This window comes from Streptomyces sp. NPDC033136 (genome assembly GCF_055578235.1).
The window spans coordinates 76,010-92,530 of sequence record NZ_JBVIPD010000011.1 but is presented as its reverse complement, the minus strand read 5'-3'; the positions used below and the strand labels follow the sequence as shown (position 1 = coordinate 92,530).

The 16,521-nt window shown below is 69.7% G+C and carries 15 protein-coding genes; 11 read left to right on the top strand and 4 right to left on the bottom strand.

Going from position 1 to position 16,521, the window contains the following annotated elements; translation table 11 throughout:
* Complete coding sequence (locus tag ACZ5TL_RS21580) at positions 1 to 1,587, bottom strand: glycoside hydrolase family 32 protein (protein ID WP_468591682.1); 1,587 nt, start codon at positions 1,585 to 1,587, stop codon at positions 1 to 3.
* A 197-nt stretch (positions 1,588 to 1,784) separates the two neighbouring features.
* Between ACZ5TL_RS21580 and ACZ5TL_RS21575 the strand changes: the two genes are divergently transcribed.
* The 4 genes from ACZ5TL_RS21575 (at position 1,785) to ACZ5TL_RS21560 (ending at position 6,518) form a co-directional block, all read left to right on the top strand.
* Positions 1,785 to 3,194 (top strand): extracellular solute-binding protein, encoded by a 1,410-nt coding sequence (locus ACZ5TL_RS21575; RefSeq protein WP_468591681.1) that lies wholly within the window; start codon positions 1,785 to 1,787, stop codon positions 3,192 to 3,194.
* Positions 3,191 to 4,186, top strand: coding sequence for a carbohydrate ABC transporter permease (locus tag ACZ5TL_RS21570; protein WP_468591680.1), 996 nt, complete (start codon positions 3,191 to 3,193; stop codon positions 4,184 to 4,186). The genes ACZ5TL_RS21575 and ACZ5TL_RS21570 overlap by 4 nt, the downstream gene beginning before the upstream one ends.
* Positions 4,187 to 4,251: 65 nt before the next feature.
* A complete protein-coding gene (locus ACZ5TL_RS21565) occupies positions 4,252 to 5,112 on the top strand; it encodes a carbohydrate ABC transporter permease (RefSeq protein ID WP_468591678.1) in 861 nt (286 codons plus the stop codon).
* Entirely contained in the window at positions 5,109 to 6,518 is a 1,410-nt protein-coding gene (locus ACZ5TL_RS21560) for a glycoside hydrolase family 32 protein (protein WP_468591677.1), read from the top strand. The genes ACZ5TL_RS21565 and ACZ5TL_RS21560 overlap by 4 nt, the downstream gene beginning before the upstream one ends.
* Here ACZ5TL_RS21560 and ACZ5TL_RS21555 read toward each other — a convergent pair.
* A complete protein-coding gene (locus tag ACZ5TL_RS21555) occupies positions 6,481 to 7,545 on the bottom strand; it encodes a LacI family DNA-binding transcriptional regulator (protein ID WP_468591676.1) in 1,065 nt (354 codons plus the stop codon). The genes ACZ5TL_RS21560 and ACZ5TL_RS21555 overlap by 38 nt on opposite strands.
* A 216-nt stretch (positions 7,546 to 7,761) precedes the next feature.
* On the opposite strand from ACZ5TL_RS21555, the gene ACZ5TL_RS21550 reads away from it, so the two are divergent.
* The 5 genes from ACZ5TL_RS21550 to ACZ5TL_RS21530 all read left to right on the top strand — a co-directional run bounded on the left by ACZ5TL_RS21550 (position 7,762) and on the right by ACZ5TL_RS21530 (position 11,182).
* Complete coding sequence (locus ACZ5TL_RS21550; RefSeq protein ID WP_468591675.1) at positions 7,762 to 7,977, top strand: type II toxin-antitoxin system VapB family antitoxin; 216 nt, start codon at positions 7,762 to 7,764, stop codon at positions 7,975 to 7,977.
* Entirely contained in the window at positions 7,974 to 8,384 is a 411-nt protein-coding gene (locus tag ACZ5TL_RS21545) for a PIN domain-containing protein (RefSeq protein WP_468591674.1), read from the top strand. The genes ACZ5TL_RS21550 and ACZ5TL_RS21545 overlap by 4 nt, the downstream gene beginning before the upstream one ends.
* Before the next feature lie 496 nt (positions 8,385 to 8,880).
* Positions 8,881 to 9,138: a hypothetical protein gene (locus tag ACZ5TL_RS21540; RefSeq protein WP_468591673.1), complete on the top strand. Its 258-nt coding sequence runs from the start codon at positions 8,881 to 8,883 to the stop codon at positions 9,136 to 9,138.
* Positions 9,139 to 9,203: 65 nt separating this feature from the next.
* Positions 9,204 to 10,469 carry an IS701 family transposase gene (locus tag ACZ5TL_RS21535; protein WP_468591672.1) on the top strand — a complete coding sequence of 422 codons (1,266 nt, stop codon included), beginning with the start codon at positions 9,204 to 9,206 and terminating at the stop codon, positions 10,467 to 10,469.
* 341 nt (positions 10,470 to 10,810) lie between these two features.
* Positions 10,811 to 11,182 carry a hypothetical protein gene (locus ACZ5TL_RS21530; RefSeq protein ID WP_468591671.1) on the top strand — a complete coding sequence of 124 codons (372 nt, stop codon included), beginning with the start codon at positions 10,811 to 10,813 and terminating at the stop codon, positions 11,180 to 11,182.
* Between the two features lie 6 nt (positions 11,183 to 11,188).
* On the opposite strand, the gene ACZ5TL_RS21525 is transcribed toward ACZ5TL_RS21530, so the two are convergent.
* A complete protein-coding gene (locus ACZ5TL_RS21525; protein ID WP_468591670.1) occupies positions 11,189 to 12,190 on the bottom strand; it encodes a hypothetical protein in 1,002 nt (333 codons plus the stop codon).
* A gap of 181 nt (positions 12,191 to 12,371) precedes the next feature.
* Entirely contained in the window at positions 12,372 to 13,817 is a 1,446-nt protein-coding gene (locus tag ACZ5TL_RS21520) for an aldehyde dehydrogenase (RefSeq protein ID WP_468591669.1), read from the bottom strand.
* A gap of 618 nt (positions 13,818 to 14,435) precedes the next feature.
* Between ACZ5TL_RS21520 and ACZ5TL_RS21515 the strand changes: the two genes are divergently transcribed.
* A complete protein-coding gene (locus tag ACZ5TL_RS21515) occupies positions 14,436 to 15,335 on the top strand; it encodes a MarR family winged helix-turn-helix transcriptional regulator (RefSeq protein ID WP_468591668.1) in 900 nt (299 codons plus the stop codon).
* A gap of 95 nt (positions 15,336 to 15,430) precedes the next feature.
* The gene (locus tag ACZ5TL_RS21510) at positions 15,431 to 16,501 is read left to right on the top strand and encodes a cupin domain-containing protein (protein WP_468591667.1); all 1,071 of its coding nucleotides are present in this window, start codon (positions 15,431 to 15,433) and stop codon (positions 16,499 to 16,501) included.
* Positions 16,502 to 16,521 lie beyond the last annotated feature (20 nt).

The following is a 16,521-nucleotide window of genomic DNA, read 5'->3' as shown; positions in this document are numbered from 1 at the left end:
TCAGACCGTGAACTCCCGGATCACCACGTTCCGGAACACCGCCTGCCCCTCGATCGTGAAGAGCGCCAGTGCGGTGTCGGACGGGTCGGGGAAGGCCTCGGTCGAGTGCACGTACCGGCCGTCGCCGACGAACATCTCGACGGACGTGCGGTCGACGAGGATCCGCAGGCGGACCGTGCCGGCGGACAGGTCGAACGGCGTGCGGCTCTCCTGCCAGCGGCCGGAGGTGTCGGGGCTCACGGTGTAACCGCGGTTGACGAAGGCGTAGTCACCGTAGACCCCCGCGTCGATGTGCCGCCCACCGTCCGACGACCGCCGCAACTGGAGGCCGGCGCCCAATAGTTGGTCCCACGTGATCTCACAGGTCAGCTCGTACGCGGTACCCGTGTAGTCGAGCGATCGTGTGCCGTCGACCACGATGTCGCCGAGGTCCACCGTGCGCGACACATGGTCGTCCAGGGCCGCCACCGGCTGGGACGCCAGGTAATACGTACCCGCCGCGTGCTTCAGCCGCACCTCGCGGACGATCGAGTCGGTGCCGTTGAAGCCGTCGCACTCCATCGTGGGCGTGGTGTTCGCGTAGTCCCAGTGGTTCATCCAGCCGATCGCGTACCGCGCGTCCAGGTCCAGGACCCCGCTCGCGTCACGTTTGTCGAAGGTGACCGCCGCGTACCAGTCCCAGCCGTGGTCCAGCCACTGGGGATCGGACGCGTCGGCGGTGAAGGCCGTACCGTCGAAGGAACCCGTCCAGTACGCGAACGTGCTCGGCAGCCCCGAGCCCTTGCCGTTGGCACTGACGCCCAGCACCCACTTCCAGGTCCCGTCGTCCGCCCTGATCCGGAACAGGTCGGGGCACTCCAGGACGCCGATGCCGCCCTTGATGAAGCCGCCGACGTACGTCCACGCCTTGAGGTCGGCGGAGTGGTAGAAGCCGACTTTGTCGTTCTCGGCAAGCAGCATCACCCACCGTCCGTGTTCCTCGTCGCGGATCACCTTGGGGTCGCGGAAGTCCCGAACGCCGGGGTTGGGGAGGACCGGAGCGGTGCCGTGGTTCGTGAAGGTGCGGCCGTCGTCCGTCGAGTAGTACAGGTACTGGGCCTGGGTGACCTCGTCCGGCGCCATGGTGGCGAGGACGATCACCGCGCCCGCGCCGAAGCCCGCCGAGCCGTCCGTGTCGACCACCGCCGAGCCGGACCAGACATCGCCACCCGGAGTCGTGTCCTTCGGCACGGCGATGCCCCGGTCGGTGAAGGAGACGAGGTCGGTGCTGGTGGCCAGGCGCCAGGCGGTGCCGGCCGTCGTGCCGCCCGTCGAGTAGTCGGGGTTGTAGAGGTAGTAGTAGTGGTACTCGCCGTCGATCCAGATCGGGCGCTGCGGGTCGTTCATCCACTGGTCGGGGACCGTGAAGTGGTACTCGGCGCGGTAGCTGCCCGTGCACGCGGCCGTCGCCTCGCGGGGCACCGCCACCGCCGGTCTCACGAGGTCCGGCAGCAGAACACCGGCGGCGCCGACGGCCGAGGCCGTCAGCAGCGACCGCCTGGACAGTGTCTCCCCCGGGCCGGGCGAACTCCTCTTCATGTCACGCATCGTGCGGCTCCCTTCCCCGACGTCGTCGTCGGGACGCGGCTCATGTGGACCGGAACCGTATACCTAACTCGTTAAAGGTCAAGCCCTCGCGCACCGGCCGTTCGCAACTTCCCCTCCGCGCACATCCCTTGACAGAGCCGCAGCGGGGTTCTCATCATCGTGGAATCAACTTCGGCTAACACGAGTTAGGCTCGCCGATGACCGACTCGCTCCTCTCCCGACGGGCCCTGATGCGCTACGGCGCGTACGGCGCCGGAGCCGCCGCTCTCGCCGGTGTCGCGGCCGGCTGGGACCGCCTCACCGCCGCCGACATCCCCGGCCGCGACGACGGCTCGCTCGTCATCGCCACCCTGGGCTCCGCCTTCAACCCCGAGGCGCAGCACGCCCTGCGCGACGGATTCCGCGAGGTCCACCCCGACATCAGGATCCGCATCAACCCCGTACAGGCCTACGACTGGTCGGACTTCTTCTCCAAGATCCTCACCCAGATCGCCGCGGGCACGGCACCCGACCTCGTGTACGTCGCCACCGAGGGCGTGCAGCTCTTCGCCCAGCGGCTCGGCGTGCCGCTGGACAGGTGGGCGAAGCGGGACGCGGCCGAGCTGCGCACGTACTTCGCCGACGTCCATCCCTCGCTGGTCGAGTCGATGATGTACGAGGGGAGCCTCCACCAGCTGCCGGTCGAGTTCAACGCGGCCGACATGTACCTCAACAGCCGGGTCCTCGAACGCGCGGGTGCCGGCCTCCCCGACGACGACTGGACCCGTGACGACTTCACCACGCTGCTGCGAGCGATGAAACGCAGCAACGGCCACCGGTTCACCCCGTACTTCTGGACCAACCGGCTGTGGGGCGGAGTGGTCCCCTGGCTCTTCGCCAACGACACCAACCTCCTCACCGAGTCCAAGGCCCCCGGCGGCGACTGGCTCTGGAACTCCTTCTATCCCGAGGCACAGCGGCGCGGCCGGGGCGGCGGCTACCGGTGGACGACACCCCTGGCCGACTCCGACCGCGTCGCGGAGGTCTACGACTACCTCTCCTCCCTCGTCCAGGAGGACCTGTGCACCCGGCCGGAGGGCGGCGACGGCCGCAACCTCGTCGGCGTCTTCTCCACCGGCCGCGTCGGTGTCACGCCCGCGGGCGGCTTCTGGGCGGGCGGCCTGCATCAGGCGGGCATGAAACCGGCCGACTACGACGTGCGGTACTTCCCGCGCTGGCGCACCCGGCGTCACCAGTTCGGCGCCGCCGGGTACGCGATGCTGCGCACGTCGAAGATGCGGGACGAGGCCTGGGAGTTCATCAAGTACACCGCCCGCAAGGACGTGATGACCCAGCTCTTCGCGGCCAATCAGACCACTCCGGCCCGCCGCTCCATGGTCGACGCGGCCCGCTACCGGGAGACCGGCCCGGCCCACTGGCAGGTCTTCTACGACACCCTCGACAAGATCCCCACCACCGGCCCGATTCCGGCCCCGCCGCAGGTCAACGAGGTCGAGCAGCTGCTGATCAAGCACACCGGAACCGCCCTTGCGAGCCCCCGCGCGGTGCGTCCCGCGCTGCGCCGGCTGCAGGGGGACCTGGAGAAGGCCATGGAGCGTGAAGTGTGACGAACACCGAGATCAGGCCGGTGGGGCCGGAGCCCGCCCGCACCCGCAAGAGCCGCGGGAACCGCAGGACCGGTCGGACCCGTAAGGCGTCCGGGTCCACGGCCGCCACCACCATCCGCACCCGGGGCACCCGCCTCCTCGCCGTACTGTTCCTCGCGCCCACCGTCGTCGGCATCGTCGTCTTCACGGTCGTACCGATCGCCGGCTCGGTCGTCCTCAGCCTCTTCCAGTGGGACGTGATCGACGACCCGCGGTGGGCCGGAGCGGCCAACTACCGGGAGATCCTGACCGATTCGACGGTCCTCGTCTCCTTCCGCAACACGCTCGTCTTCATGGTGCTCGCGGTCGCACTGCAGTTGCTGATCGCGCTCGTGCTGGCGATCGCGGTGAACGGCCGGATGCCCCAGTGGCTGCGGTCCGTGTTCCGTTCGGCGTTCTTCTTCCCGCTGGTGCTGTCCGCCGCGTCCATCTCGGTGGTGATGAAGTACCTGTTCAACCAGGACTTCGGCCCCGTGAACTGGCTGCTGGGCACGGTCGGTATCCCCTCGGTCCCCTGGCTGACCTCGGAGAACGGAGCGATGGCGGCCGTGGTCCTGGCGTACGTCTGGCAGCAGTTCGGCTTCTCGTTCCTGCTGTTCGTCGGCGGCCTGAACAACATCCCGAAAGAGGTGCACGAGGCGGCTTCGCTGGACGGCGCGAGCGGAGTGCGCAAACACCTCGCCATCACCCTGCCGCTGCTGTCGCCCACGCTGCTGGTGGCGTCCGTGGTCGGCATCATCAACGCCCTCCAGGTCTTCGAGCAGCCGTACGTCCTCACAGCGGGCGGTCCCGGCGACTCGACGCGCACGGTCGTGATGGTCATCTACGAGACTGCCTTCGAGCAGCTCCGCTTCGGCGAGGCGTCCGCCGTGGGCGTCCTGCTCTTCGCCCTGATCATGGCGGTCACCGCACTCCAGTTCCGGCTCAGCCGGCGTTACGTCCACTACCAGTGATCCGGGTGAGTCAGATGAGTACGAGTTCCCTCTCGGGTTCGTCATCGGGTTCGTCATCGGGTTCGATGCCGGGTCCCCGCACGAGCCCCACCGCATCACGCGTACGGCACGGCCTGGCGCCCTGGGGCCGGATCGCAGGCCTGGCACTGTGCGCCCTGTTGACGCTCGGCCCGGTCATCTGGACGGTGTCGACGTCACTGCGCACGCCGGCGGAGTCCTTCGACCTGCCGCCGGAGATCATCCCCACGGACCCCACCGTCGACGCCTACCGCGGGGTCTTCGAGCAGATCGACGTCTGGCTGTACGCACTGAACTCCACCCTGGTGACCGCGCTGATCGCGGCCGGCCAGATGATCACCGCGGGCCTGGCGGGCTATGCCTTCGCCCGTCTCGAATTCCGCTTCAAGAAACCGCTGTTCGCGCTGGTCCTGGCCACGATGATGGTGCCGTTGCAGGTCACGATGGTCCCGGTCTTCCTGGAACTGAAGACGATGGGTCTGACCGACACCCTGCTCGGCCTCATCGTCCCGGCCTTCCCGACGGCCTTCGGCACCTTCCTGATGCGCCAGTACTTCCTGGGCATGCCGAAGGACCTGGGCGAGGCGGCGATGATCGACGGCGCGGGTCCGTGGCGCGTCTTCCGGTCGGTGTACGCGCCCCTGGCGGCCCCCGGTCTCGCCATCGTCGGCGTGCTGGCCTTCAACTACCACTGGAACGAGTTCTTCCGGCCGCTGATCCTCGAAACCTCCACCGAGAACCTCACGCTGCCCCTGGGTCTGGTCTCCCTCCAGGGCAACCTCGGCACCGGCTCGATCTCCGTCGTCCTCGCCGGAGTCGTCCTCTCCATGATCCCCGCCGTCGTCGTGTTCGTCGTCGGCCAGCGCCCTCTGCGCGAGGGCATCACATCCGCAGGAGTCAATCGTTGAGTTCCGTGAGCCGGTCGACCGACGCCGACAGCCCGCGTTTCAGGGTGCGCCCGCCGGCCAACTGGATGAACGACCCGAACGGCCCGTTCCGCTGGGGCGATCGATACCACCTCTTCTACCAGCACAACCCCGACGCCCCCGTGCACACGAACGTTCACTGGGGCCACGCCTCCAGCCCCGACCTCGCCCACTGGGACGACCACGGGATCGCCCTGCGCCCCACGCCCGACGGCCCGGACGAGGCGGGCTGCTGGTCCGGCTGCGTGGTGGACGACGGTGGTGTACCGACAGCGGTGTACTCCGGGATCGACCACGACCACCAGGGCCTGAGCGCGATCTGTCTCGCCGTGGCCGAGGACGACGGCCTCCGGAAGTGGAAGCAGCTGCCGGTACCGGTGGTCGCCGGCCCACCGCCCGGCCTGGACGTGACGATGTTCCGGGACCCCTTCGTCTTCCGCTTCGCCGGACGCCGCTGGGCGCTGATGGGCGCCGGCCACGCCGACGGCACCCCGTCCGTCCTGGTGTACGACTGTGAGGACCTGTACGACTGGCGGTTCGCCGGGGTCCTGCTGGACGGCCGGGACCCGGCGGCGGCCCGCGCTTTCGGCAAGCGGGCGATCGGCTGGGAGTGCCCGCAGTTGTGGGCGACCCCCGGGGGCGACTGGGTGCTGGCGGTGGCCCTGTGGGACGGCGAGCCGCTCAGCACCGCGTACGTCACGGGCCGAATGGTGGAGCAGGCGGACGGTGGACCGAGGTTCGCGGCCGGTACGGGCGGCGGCCCGCTGGACCTCGGCCGTGACTTCTACGCCCCCTCCGTCCTCCAGGACACGGAGTCCGGCCGCGCCCTGCTCTGGGGCTGGTCCTGGGAGTCACGCCCGCCCGAGGAGGTGGACCGCGCGGGCTGGTCCGGCGTCCTCACGGCACCCCGGGTGATGGACACCCACGAGGACGGCACGCTACGGGTCGTACCGGCTCCGGAGCTCGAACTACTGCGAGCGGCCGTCCCCTTCACGGCCGCACCAGGACCGCACCGGCCACTCCCCCTCGCGTACGACCTGCTGGTGACTGCCCGTTCGGCGGCGACCGTGAGTCTGCTGCGGGCCACGTCCGGGGCCGAACTGACCGTGCGACTCGACCCGGCGTCCGGCACGGTGACCCTGGACCGCACGGCCTGGCCACGCTCCCGCCCGGACGGCACGGCCCCCCTGGTCCTGCCGACCTCGCAGGGCGAGACCCTCACCGTACGGATCCTCGTGGACGGCTCCCTGCTGGAACTGTTCGCGAGCGACCGGGCGACGGCCACGGAACGGGTGTACCGACGGGACGACGACATCGCGGAGCTGACCGTGCAGGGGACGGACGTCGAGGTCACGGGCTGGGAGCTGGTCCCACCGAACCCCGCGTGACGACGGGGCACTCCAGCCGCCGGGTGGTGACCGGCGGCGCGGTCCCGCTGTCGATGGCGTCCAGGAGCAGGCGGACGGCCGTCTCGCCCATCGCGCGATGGGGCAGAGCGACCGTGGTGAGGGGCGGGCTGAGGAAGGCCGCCATGTGTTCCTGGTCGTCATAGCCGACGACGGACAGCTCGGCGGGCACGTCGAGGCCCAGGCGCGCGGCGGCGTGGAGGACGCCCGCGGCGACCCGGTCGTTGTAGCAGACGATCCCCGTGGGCCGCCGGTAGGCGGGAACACCGTCCAGCAGCCGCAGCGCGCCCTGGTACCCGGCGGCGATCTCCCCTCCCGTCCGCAGGATCCAGTCCTTCTCGGCGGTCAGCCCCACCGTCCGCAGCACGTCCCGGAAGCCGCGCAGTCGTTCCGCGGTCGCGATGTCGTCCAGACCGCCCACCAGAGCGACACGGCGGTGGCCCGCGTCGAGAAGGACGCGGGCGGCGCTGCGGCCACCGGCCCGCTCGGCGGGGATGACGGCCGGGAGGGAGCCGTCCTCGGGGAGACAGTTGGCGAGCACGGCGAACGTGCGGTGCAGCCCTTCCGGGACTCGGGAGCGGCGCAACGACAGCGCGGCGTAGATGATCCCGTCGACCCTCCGGTCGAGCAGTTCGGCGACGGCCGCGTCCTCGGCGACCGGGTCCTGCCCGGAGTCGACGGTGAGCACCAGATGCTCACTGCTCCACGCCATGTCCATGGCCCCGCGCAGCAGCCGTCCGGCGAACGGCGAGGTGGCGATCTCGTCCGTGACCAGACCGATCACGGCGGTACGACGCCGGCGCAGGCCACGGGCGACCGCGTTCGGCCGGTAGCCGAGCTGTTCGGCGGCCTTGCGGATCTTCTCCTGCGTCTCGGCGGAGAGGTTGCCCTGGGCACGCCCGTTGAAGACGAAGGACACGGCCGTGTGCGACACCCCGGCAAGCCGGGCGACATCCCGCGAGGTCGCCCGCTCAGCCCCGCCACCCCGCGTCTCCTCGACCCCGCCCATGCCTCGTCCCCGCCCACTTTGCCTGATCAGGCAAAGCCTACCCGCGGGAGATGATGCGGAGCCCGCCGCCGCAGACGGAATGGGACACCGCGGTGGAACAGCCGCCGGACTCCGCACGCCGGGCCCCGCCGATCAGGACCAGGCTGGAGCCCGCCGACTCTTTATACAATGGATCAGGCATACTGATATACGCCGTCGTATATAAAGGGAGTCGCCGTGAGCCGAACTGTCATCGACCTCGACGACGAGGCGCTGGAAGCCGCCGCCAGGGAACTCGGCACCACCACCAAGCGCGACACGATCAACACCGCCCTGCGCGAGGTCACCGCTCGCTACCGGCGCCTGCGCGCACTCGAAGACGCCCGGCAACTGGTGGCCGACGGAGCCCTGGACCTCGACATCCTCCTGAACAAGAGCCAGTACCGGCCGTGACCGTCGCCGACTACCTCATCGACACCTCCGCCCTCGCCCGCGTCCTTCTCGCCCAGAACACGGCCGAGTGGGACGACAGGATCGCTGCCGGCCTCGTCGCGATCTGCGACATCACGGAACTTGAGGTCCTCTGCTCCGCCCGCTCTTCCGCCGACCGCGCACGACTGAAGGCGGCACTCGACGCCCACTACGTGTGGTGTCCGATGCCGGACGGCATCTATCGCCGCTCCCGCGTGGTCCAGGAGCAGCTCACGAAGGGCGAACACCGCAGCGCGGGCCCGGTCGACCTCCTAGTCGCAGCCGCCGCCGAAGAAGCGGGCCTCACCCTGCTCCACTACGACGGCGACTTCGAAACCATCGCCCGGACCACGGGACAGCCGGTACGCACGATCGACCTCAGACAGTGATCCTTTTCCAACCTCACATTGAGGCGCCGTCAGGGACGAGGACGGCCTCCACGATGCCGTGCTCGCGGCCGGCAGCCAGGTCGTGGTACCAGGCAGGGTGGGCGAGGCCCACAGCAGGCGACATGAGCAGCGGATTTCCCCCCGTTGGACCCGAGGCGTTACTCAGGGCCACCGACGATACGTTTCCGCAGGTCAGGGCGCGTACTGGTGGGGCGGGTGGGACTCGAACCCACGGCCGACGCATTATGAGTCCTTCGAGGATCTTGGCGACCCTTGTCAACCGATGCTCATCTTGGCCGTTTTCCCAGGTCAGCGCCGGTATGGCACCTCAACCTTTCTCGGCCCTTGTCGGTCCTTTCTGATCCTTGTGTCCAACCTGCGTCCAGCATGCGTCCCGGATGGGCCATTTCAGCTGCCACAGCCTTCGTCCTTTCGAGCTTGTGTGTGCGTTCCCCGTGTTACGGAAGGTCGTGTTACGCACGGAGCGGGCTGAGTTATGGATGAGTGGCGTCTGTTCTGGACGGTGTTCGGTGGTGACCCGGATGGTGGTCGAAACGATGTGCTGGGCTCCTGGGTCGACTTGGCCAAGCGGGAGCGCGGGCTCGGGATCCGGTCCGGACAGCCGATCCTCCTCGCCCCGGACGGCCGCGTTGATCCCCGGTTGAGCACGGTCTTCCGACATCGGGACTTCGCCCGGAAGGCCGAGGGGACCAAGGAGACGTACGCGCCGGACTACCGGCTGTTTCTCACCTAGTAGGGCTTGGTCAGGTCGGTTGCGGTGGTGCGTGTCCTTCCGGCCTGGTGTGGCGTTGAGAGTGTGTGACTCCGGACGAGATTGCTTTGGTGCGTGGTGAGTTGGAGGCGTTCGCGGCGGAGGTGTTCGAGCCGTTCGCGCGCAAGGACCAGCGCCGGTGGGGGCAGGTCTACCTGCGGGGACTGCTGACCGACGGGCAGCGTAAGTCGGTCGAGCCGATGGCCGCCCGGCTCGGCGAGGACGGCAACCGTCAGGCGCTGGCCAACTTCATCACCACCAGCCCCTGGGATCCGTCGCATATCCGGGCCCAGCTGGCCTGGCGGATGGAGGCGGCGATCCGGCCGAAAGCCGTGGTCTTCGACGACACCGGCTTCCTGAAGGACGGGACCGCCTCGGCGTGTGTGTCGCGGCAGTACACCGGCACCGCGGGCAAGGTCACCAACTGCCAGGTCGGCGTCTCGCTCCACCTCGCCTGCGACCACGCCTCGGCGGCGGTCAACTGGCGGCTGTTCCTGCCCCAGACCTGGGATCCCGCCTCACCGAAGGCCGACGCCGGCAAGGTCGCCCGCCGCACCGCCTGCGGCATCCCGGACGATGTCGGGCACGTGGAGAAGTGGCAGCTGGCCCTGGACATGCTCGACGAGACCCGTTCCTGGGGACTCGACGTGCCGCTGGCCATCGCGGACGCCGGATACGGCGACGCCGCCGCCTTCCGGCACGGACTGCAGGCCCGCGGCCTGAACTACGTGGTGGGAATCTCCACCACCATGTCGGCCCAGCCCGCCGACGCGGTGCCGGTGGCCGAGCCGTACTCCGGGACGGGACGCCCGCCGGTGGCGAAGTACCCCGACAAGCCGCGGCCGGTGAAGGAGCTGGTCATCGCGGCGGGCCGGAAGGCGGCCAGGCCGGTGCAGTGGCGTGAGGGCTCCCGGCCCGGCACCGGCCGCTCCGGGGTCAAGCGGATGTACTCCCGCTTCGTGGCCTTACGGATCCGGCCCGCCGGACGCGAGATCCGCCAGGCCACCGACGGCCCCGAACTGCCCGAGTGCTGGCTGCTGGCCGAATGGCCCGCCCGTGAGAGCGAGCCGGTCCAGTTCTGGCTGTCCGACCTGTCCGCCGACACCCCGCTGACCACCCTGGTCCGCCTCGCCAAACTCCGCTGGCGCATCGAGCACGACTACCGGGAGATGAAGCAGGCCCTGGGTCTGGCCCACTTCGAGGGCCGAACCTGGGGCGGCTGGCACCACCACGTCACCCTCGTCTCCGTCGCGCACGCCTTCTGCACCCTGCAACGACTGGCCCGGACCCCAAAAGACGCGGCGCCGGCCTGAGCCTCTACCAAGTCGTCCGCGAGCTACAGACACTCCTCGCGACCTGGACCGGCGCCTGCCCCACCTGCAACCGCGACATACCCACCCGCACACCGCCCTGACCAAGCACTACTAGTGCTGCGGCAGGCAACGTTCGCCCGTCAAGGAGCGGCGTCCGGTGCGTCCTCTGGGGGTACCCCCTGCTCGAAGAGCTTGGGGGAGTGCCGGCCGGAAGCCTTCGTACTGGATGTACTTGGGCTTTCGGCCGGTGCGGCGAGAGGGCGTGCCGGGCGTCGCGACGGGGCGAACGTTGCCTGTTGCGGCACTAGCTGTGGCGCCGCGGACTTCGTTGGGACGAGGCGATGACGGAAGTGCTGGAGGACTGGGAGGACTGGCGGCTGCGTGGCGAGGGGAACCCGTCTCCGATCGGTGGGGCGAAGTGGGCGCGGGAGTTGGCCGCGCTCGGGTTGCTCTACAAGATCGCCGTCAGGCTGGGCTTCGTGCAGGCATCCCCCGTGCTCACGCACACGGTGACCACGCCGGACGGCGGCACGCTCGAGGTCCCGGACCTGGCGCCGACGGGTGTCCGCAGCTCCCACACGAAGTGGCTCTCCCCACGCGGATACCGGATATGGCGGGACGTGGACCCGGACGGGATGCTACCGAGCGGCATGGAGAACGAGAGCCGGTGGTCCCGGTCGTGCCGTCGTGGACGATCGGCGCCAGGCCGGTAACAGTGTTCAGGCGGTGAAGGAGGTCTCGGCGGGGACCTGGGCCGCCGTTTCCGCGGAGGCTCCGCGCGGGGGCAGGCCGTGGCGCTTGCGGAAGTACGTGGAGAAGTCCTCGTCGAGACGGCGGATACCGTCGGACCGGTCGCGGCGTTCCTGCCGTGTCTGTGCCTCCATCGCCTCCTGGTAGTTGGTCGTGGGATCCGGCAGCAGGGTCTGCTGGATGCGCAGGCCAAGTCCCGTGGTCTTCAGGAGCAGGGCCCGGACAAGTGCGGGGGGCGGGGTCATGCCGTGGACCCGCCAGGTGGTCGGGTGCATCGTCGACGTGGCCAGAGCGCGGGCCAGGCCGTGCAGTGGCCTGGGGAAGTTCCGGTAGGCGAACTGGTCCAGGATGGCCAGCGTGACCCAGCGGCCCTCCTCGTTCTCCGGCCAGGGCCGGTTCTCGAACTCGTCGACGAAGGCCATCAGGGAGTCCCAGTCCTCAGGCATGTCCATGATCGTGTTGCCGTGCTCGTCGGTGAAGAGCTTGGACATCTCGAACCAGAAGCGGTGCGCGGCGATCTTCTGCTTCTCGGTGTACCCGGGCAGCCCCAGTTTGAGGTTGAAGCGATGCAGGGCCGCGGCGCTGAAGCAGAGGGTGTAGACGTAGTCGTCCATGTGGGCGAAGCTGCCCGGATGACGCTTGGCGTGGAAGGCGTGCAGCTTGTTGATGCCCTCCACCGACTTCTGCGTTCTGGGGTGGTGCGGGCCGTAGTGCCACCAGAGGAGATTGTTGCGGACGGTGTCCTCCACGCGCTGCGTAGCGCGCTCGACCACCTTGCCGTCCCCCTTGTTCCACAGCGGCTGAGCCCCGTGCCGGGGGACGTAGAAGTGCGGGAACAGGTGGGTGTAGACCAGGTTCAGTGCGAAGTCCGTCAGGCCGTAGGTGCTCGTCAGGCGCCAGATCTCCACGTAGTCGGTCTCCGGGTCCAGCTGTTCGATCCGCTGGGCGATCCACCTGCGCGGCTGCTTCATGATCGTGTCCTTTCCGGGTCTTTCATTCCCGTGCACGCCACCCTTCCGGCAGCCGGTGCCGCAGGCATCGGCTGCCGGGGCCAAGGTCTGGGCGGGCCCCTGTACGCGGCGTACAGGAGCGCGCGAAGGGGCTGCGTGCGAGGCGTCCGCTGGGCCTCGCACGGCGTTCGCCCCGGGTCGGTCAGAGGTAGACGGTCTGGAGTTGCAGGTATCCGGCAAGCCCTTCGGGGCCGAACTCGCGGCCCATGCCGCTGGCCTTGATGCCGCCGAACGGTCCGGCGGGGTCGGGGAGGTAGTGGTTGACGCCGATGGTGCCGGTGTGGACGCGGCGGGCGACGGCCGCGCCACGCTCGGGGTCGGAGGTCCAGACGGTGCCGCCGAGGCCGTAGTCGGAGTCGTTGGCGATGCTGACGGCGTGATCGACGTCGTCGTAGGCGATGACGGAGAGGACCGGGCCGAAGATCTCCTCGCGGGCGATGGTGGCGTTGTTGTCTACGTCGGCGAAGACGGTCGGCTGGACGAACCAGCCCTTGTCCCGGTCCGCGGGACGTCCGCCGCCGGTCGTGACGCGCCCGCCCTCGGCCTGGCCCTTGGCGATGTAGGACTCCACGCGGTCGCGGTGAAACGCCGTGGCCAGCGGGCCGATCCGGGTGGCCTCCGAGAGCGCGTCGCCGATCGTGAGGGACTCGACGAGCGCGGTGAAGGTGTCCACGACCTCGCTGTAACGGCTGCGCGGGGCGAGGACGCGGGTGCCGAGGAAGCAGGTCTGGCCGTTGTTGAGGAGGGTGGCGGAGAACAGGTCCTGGCCGATCTTCGCCAGGTCCAGGTCCGCGTCGTCCAGGACGATCGCCGCGGACTTGCCGCCGAGCTCCAGGCTGACCGGCCGCAGCAGACGTCCGCAGCTCTCGGCGATGGCGCGGCCGGCGGCAGTGGAGCCGGTGAAGGCCACCTTGTCCACACCGGGGTGGGCTACCAAGTAGGCGCCGACCTCCCGGCCCGCGGGGACGATGTTGAGGACGCCGGCCGGCACCCCGGCCTCCTCCGCGGCCTCGGCCAGCAGGAAGGCGTCGAGCACGGTCTCCGGGGACGGTTTGAGGACGAGTGTGCAGCCGGCCGCCATCGCGGGCGCGATCTTGAGCATGGACAGTGTCTGCGGGAAGTTCCACGGGGCGATGGCCGCCACCACCCCGATCGGGTTCTTGCGGACTTCCACGGATCCGCCGAGCAGCGCCGTGCGCGTCTCGCTCGTCTCCAGGCCGCGCGCCAGCTCTGCGTAGTAGCGCAGGATCGCGACCGGGAAGTCGGCCTCCAACTGCCGTGAGATCACGACCGGCATGCCGTTCTGGCTGCTGACGCGCTCCGCGAAGCCGTCTGCGCGCTGCTCCATCGCATGGGCCAGCCGCTCCATGATCTCGGCACGCCGGTCCGGCTCCCAACTGGCCCAGCCGCCGGGCTCGTCGAACGCGTGGCGGGCGTCGGCCACGGCCGCGTCGATGTCCGCCTCGGCGCCCTCGGGCACGTGGCCCAGGGGTTCCTCGGTGCTGGCGTTGACCGGCACGATCGTGCGGTCCGTGCTGGGCGCGGCCCACGTCCCGCCGATGTAGAGAGTGTCGTAACGCAGGTCCATGATCTGTCTCTTTCGGTGTGAAGGGGTCCGCTCGTGCGGCCACAGCGCGGTGCGCAAAGACGCGGAGCCGTGGGCGAATCGGGGAGGAGAAGCGCCAGGTGCACGGGGGCGTGGAAGCGATGTTTCCGGCGCGCACCTGGAGAACCTCACGATGAGGCGGTGCGACAGCGAGGGGATTGGGCCCGCCATCCAAAGATGGGACGACTCGTTGTACGCCCGGTACAGAATTCTGCCGATCCTTACCCCGCTTTGTTTCCAGGGGTTGACGCGCCTGTCGCATCGACGACCAATAGCCGTAACGGCACGAACTTTCGTGTCACGGACTCGCGACCGTGTCCCGCCGACGACTCACGGCAAGGAGAAGCCCATGTCCCTTACCGCACCCTCACCGCCTCAGGCAAAGGCGGGCGGCGAGCGGATGTGCGTACGCGTGTCGCGGGTCATGGGCGCCGGTGTCACCATCGTCACCGGTACGCGGCCCGACCCTGAACGCCGAACGGAACGGGTGACGACACTGTGACGCGGCAGGGCACCCGGCCTTCCCCGCAGCCGTCCCGCTGCCCTGCCGCAGACCGGGGCGTCGCGGGCGGCGAACAGCGATGGGAGCGGTACGAGGTGGTGCAGAGGTCGGCAGGCACGCTCCCGGACGAGGCGGTCTTCGCCGCGGGCAGCCTGTTGCGCACGGTCCAGCAGGTCCACGACAGGCTCTGGCAGGAGTTGGTGCCCGACGGGTTCACCTCGCCGCAGTTCGCCGTACTGCACCGGCTGCGGATGCGTCCGGGGATCGACCAGCGCACCGTGGGCGAGGCGCTGAGCCTGGACAAGGCCACCGTCGCGGAGCTGGTGGCCCGGATGGAACAGGCGGGCCTGGTCGCCCGCGAGCGCACTGTCGCCGATGCCCGCCGCAATGCCTTGCGGCTCACCGGCGAAGGACAAACCGCGTTCACGCATCTGTCCCCCTGGGTCGCCCAGGTGCAGCTGCGGTTGACCGCGGACCTGAGGCCCGGGGAGACCGGCCGGCTGCTGCATCTGCTGCGAACGGTCGCCGGTGTCGCTCCCGGCGCCTGGACCTCCACAGCGTCCGGCGTGGTGCTGGTCGGTCTGCCCGCCGACCCCGCGCACATCCCCGGCCACCTGATCCGGGCCGCTCAGCAGCGGCACACGCGCTACTGGGCAGAGACTGTGGGGATTCGGCTGACCTCGCCTCAGTACGGCGTGCTCTACCGGCTCGCCCGCGAACCGGGCATCGACCAGACGACCCTCGCCGAACGGGTGGCCCTGGCCAAAGCGCCGGCGGGCGAGATCGTCAAGCGTCTGATCGCCCGCGGTGAGGTACGGCGCGAGCCGGACCCGCAGGACGGCCGTCGCAAGCTGCTCACCCTGACGGACGAAGGACTGCGAGTGCTGTACGAAGTGATGCCCGCTGTCCTGGACGTCCAGCGCAGGCTGACACAGGACCTCACAGACGACGAGCGCGCCGAACTCCTCGCACTGCTCCGCCGGATGGGCGCAGCGTAGAGCGCTCCGTGCGAGGAGCATGCGGCCACTCCAAGCATTTAGTAACTGCACGAACTAGCAGGAACTAAGATTCGCCAAGAAAGGGAGATGCAGACATGGCAACACGTCGGTTCGAAGCGCCCGATGACGCTGCTCTGGATGCCCTGTACGACGACATCGCCCACACGGATCTCCAGCCCTTGTGGGAATTGAGCGGGTTGCTCACCCCGACCCCGAAGGTGAAGGCCGTGCCCCACCGCTGGCGCGGCAAGGAACTGCTTGAGCTCGGCGAGCGGGCCGGAGAGCTGGTGCCGGTCGACCGGGGTGGCGACCGCCGGGTGCTGTCGCTGAGCAACCCGGGCCTGGGAGGTGCCCCCTACGCCACCTCCACGCTGTGGGGCGCCGTGCAGTACCTCGGCCCCGGCGAGACCGCTCCCGCGCACCGCCACACACCGGCCGCGCTGCGGTTCGTACTGGAGGGCGAGGGCGTGTGGACCCTCGTGGACGGCGACCCACTGCACATGTCCGCAGGGGACCTGGTCCTCACGCCGAGCTGGACCTGGCACGAGCACCACAACCCCGGTGACACGTCGATGACGTGGTTCGACGCGCTGGACCTGCCGCTCGTCGAGGCGCTGGACGCGGTGTTCTTCGAGCCGGGCGAGGGGCGTACGGTCCCGTCCGCGACCGCCGCGCGCTCCGCCTCCGAGCGCCGGTTCGGCGGCGGTCCGGGCCTGCTTCCCGGCGGTTCGACCGCGCCGGCCCCCGCACACTCCCCGCTGTTGCGCTACCAGTGGGCGGACACCGACCGTGCCCTCACCGGCCAGCTGGCCGAAGCGGGTTCGAAGGCCGAGCGGACAGGTCACGCTCACGTCCGTTTCGCCGACCCCACCAACGGGCGGGACGTAATGCCCACCATGCGCTGCGAGATGCACCGCTACCTGCCCGGGCACACCGCGCCGGCCGAGCGGCGCACCGGTTCGGCGCTGGTGGCGGTCTTCCGCGGCGCGGGCGCCGTCGAGCTGGACGGCGTCCCGCACGCCCTCGCCCCGGGCGACCTCATCGCCGTCCCGTCCTGGACCTCCGTACGCGTCCTCGCCGACGAGCCCATGGACCTGTTCTCGGTCAACGACGCCCCCGTTCTGGAGGCTCTGTCCCTGTTTCGGGCCGAGACCGACGCCGGCTGAGCCCGCCCCCGTCCCGGCCT

Excerpts from the sequence above, each read along its gene's own strand:
- ACZ5TL_RS21580 (WP_468591682.1), bottom strand. The coding sequence starts at position 1,587 with ATGCGTGACATGAAGAGGAGTTCGCCCGGCCCGGGGGAGACACTGTCC.
- ACZ5TL_RS21575 (WP_468591681.1), top strand. The coding sequence starts at position 1,785 with ATGACCGACTCGCTCCTCTCCCGACGGGCCCTGATGCGCTACGGCGCG.
- ACZ5TL_RS21565 (WP_468591678.1), top strand. The coding sequence starts at position 4,252 with ATGCCGGGTCCCCGCACGAGCCCCACCGCATCACGCGTACGGCACGGC.
- ACZ5TL_RS21555 (WP_468591676.1), bottom strand. The coding sequence starts at position 7,545 with ATGGGCGGGGTCGAGGAGACGCGGGGTGGCGGGGCTGAGCGGGCGACC.
- ACZ5TL_RS21540 (WP_468591673.1), top strand. The coding sequence starts at position 8,881 with ATGGATGAGTGGCGTCTGTTCTGGACGGTGTTCGGTGGTGACCCGGAT.
- ACZ5TL_RS21530 (WP_468591671.1), top strand. The coding sequence starts at position 10,811 with ATGACGGAAGTGCTGGAGGACTGGGAGGACTGGCGGCTGCGTGGCGAG.
- ACZ5TL_RS21525 (WP_468591670.1), bottom strand. The coding sequence starts at position 12,190 with ATGAAGCAGCCGCGCAGGTGGATCGCCCAGCGGATCGAACAGCTGGAC.
- ACZ5TL_RS21520 (WP_468591669.1), bottom strand. The coding sequence starts at position 13,817 with ATGGACCTGCGTTACGACACTCTCTACATCGGCGGGACGTGGGCCGCG.
- ACZ5TL_RS21510 (WP_468591667.1), top strand. The coding sequence starts at position 15,431 with ATGGCAACACGTCGGTTCGAAGCGCCCGATGACGCTGCTCTGGATGCC.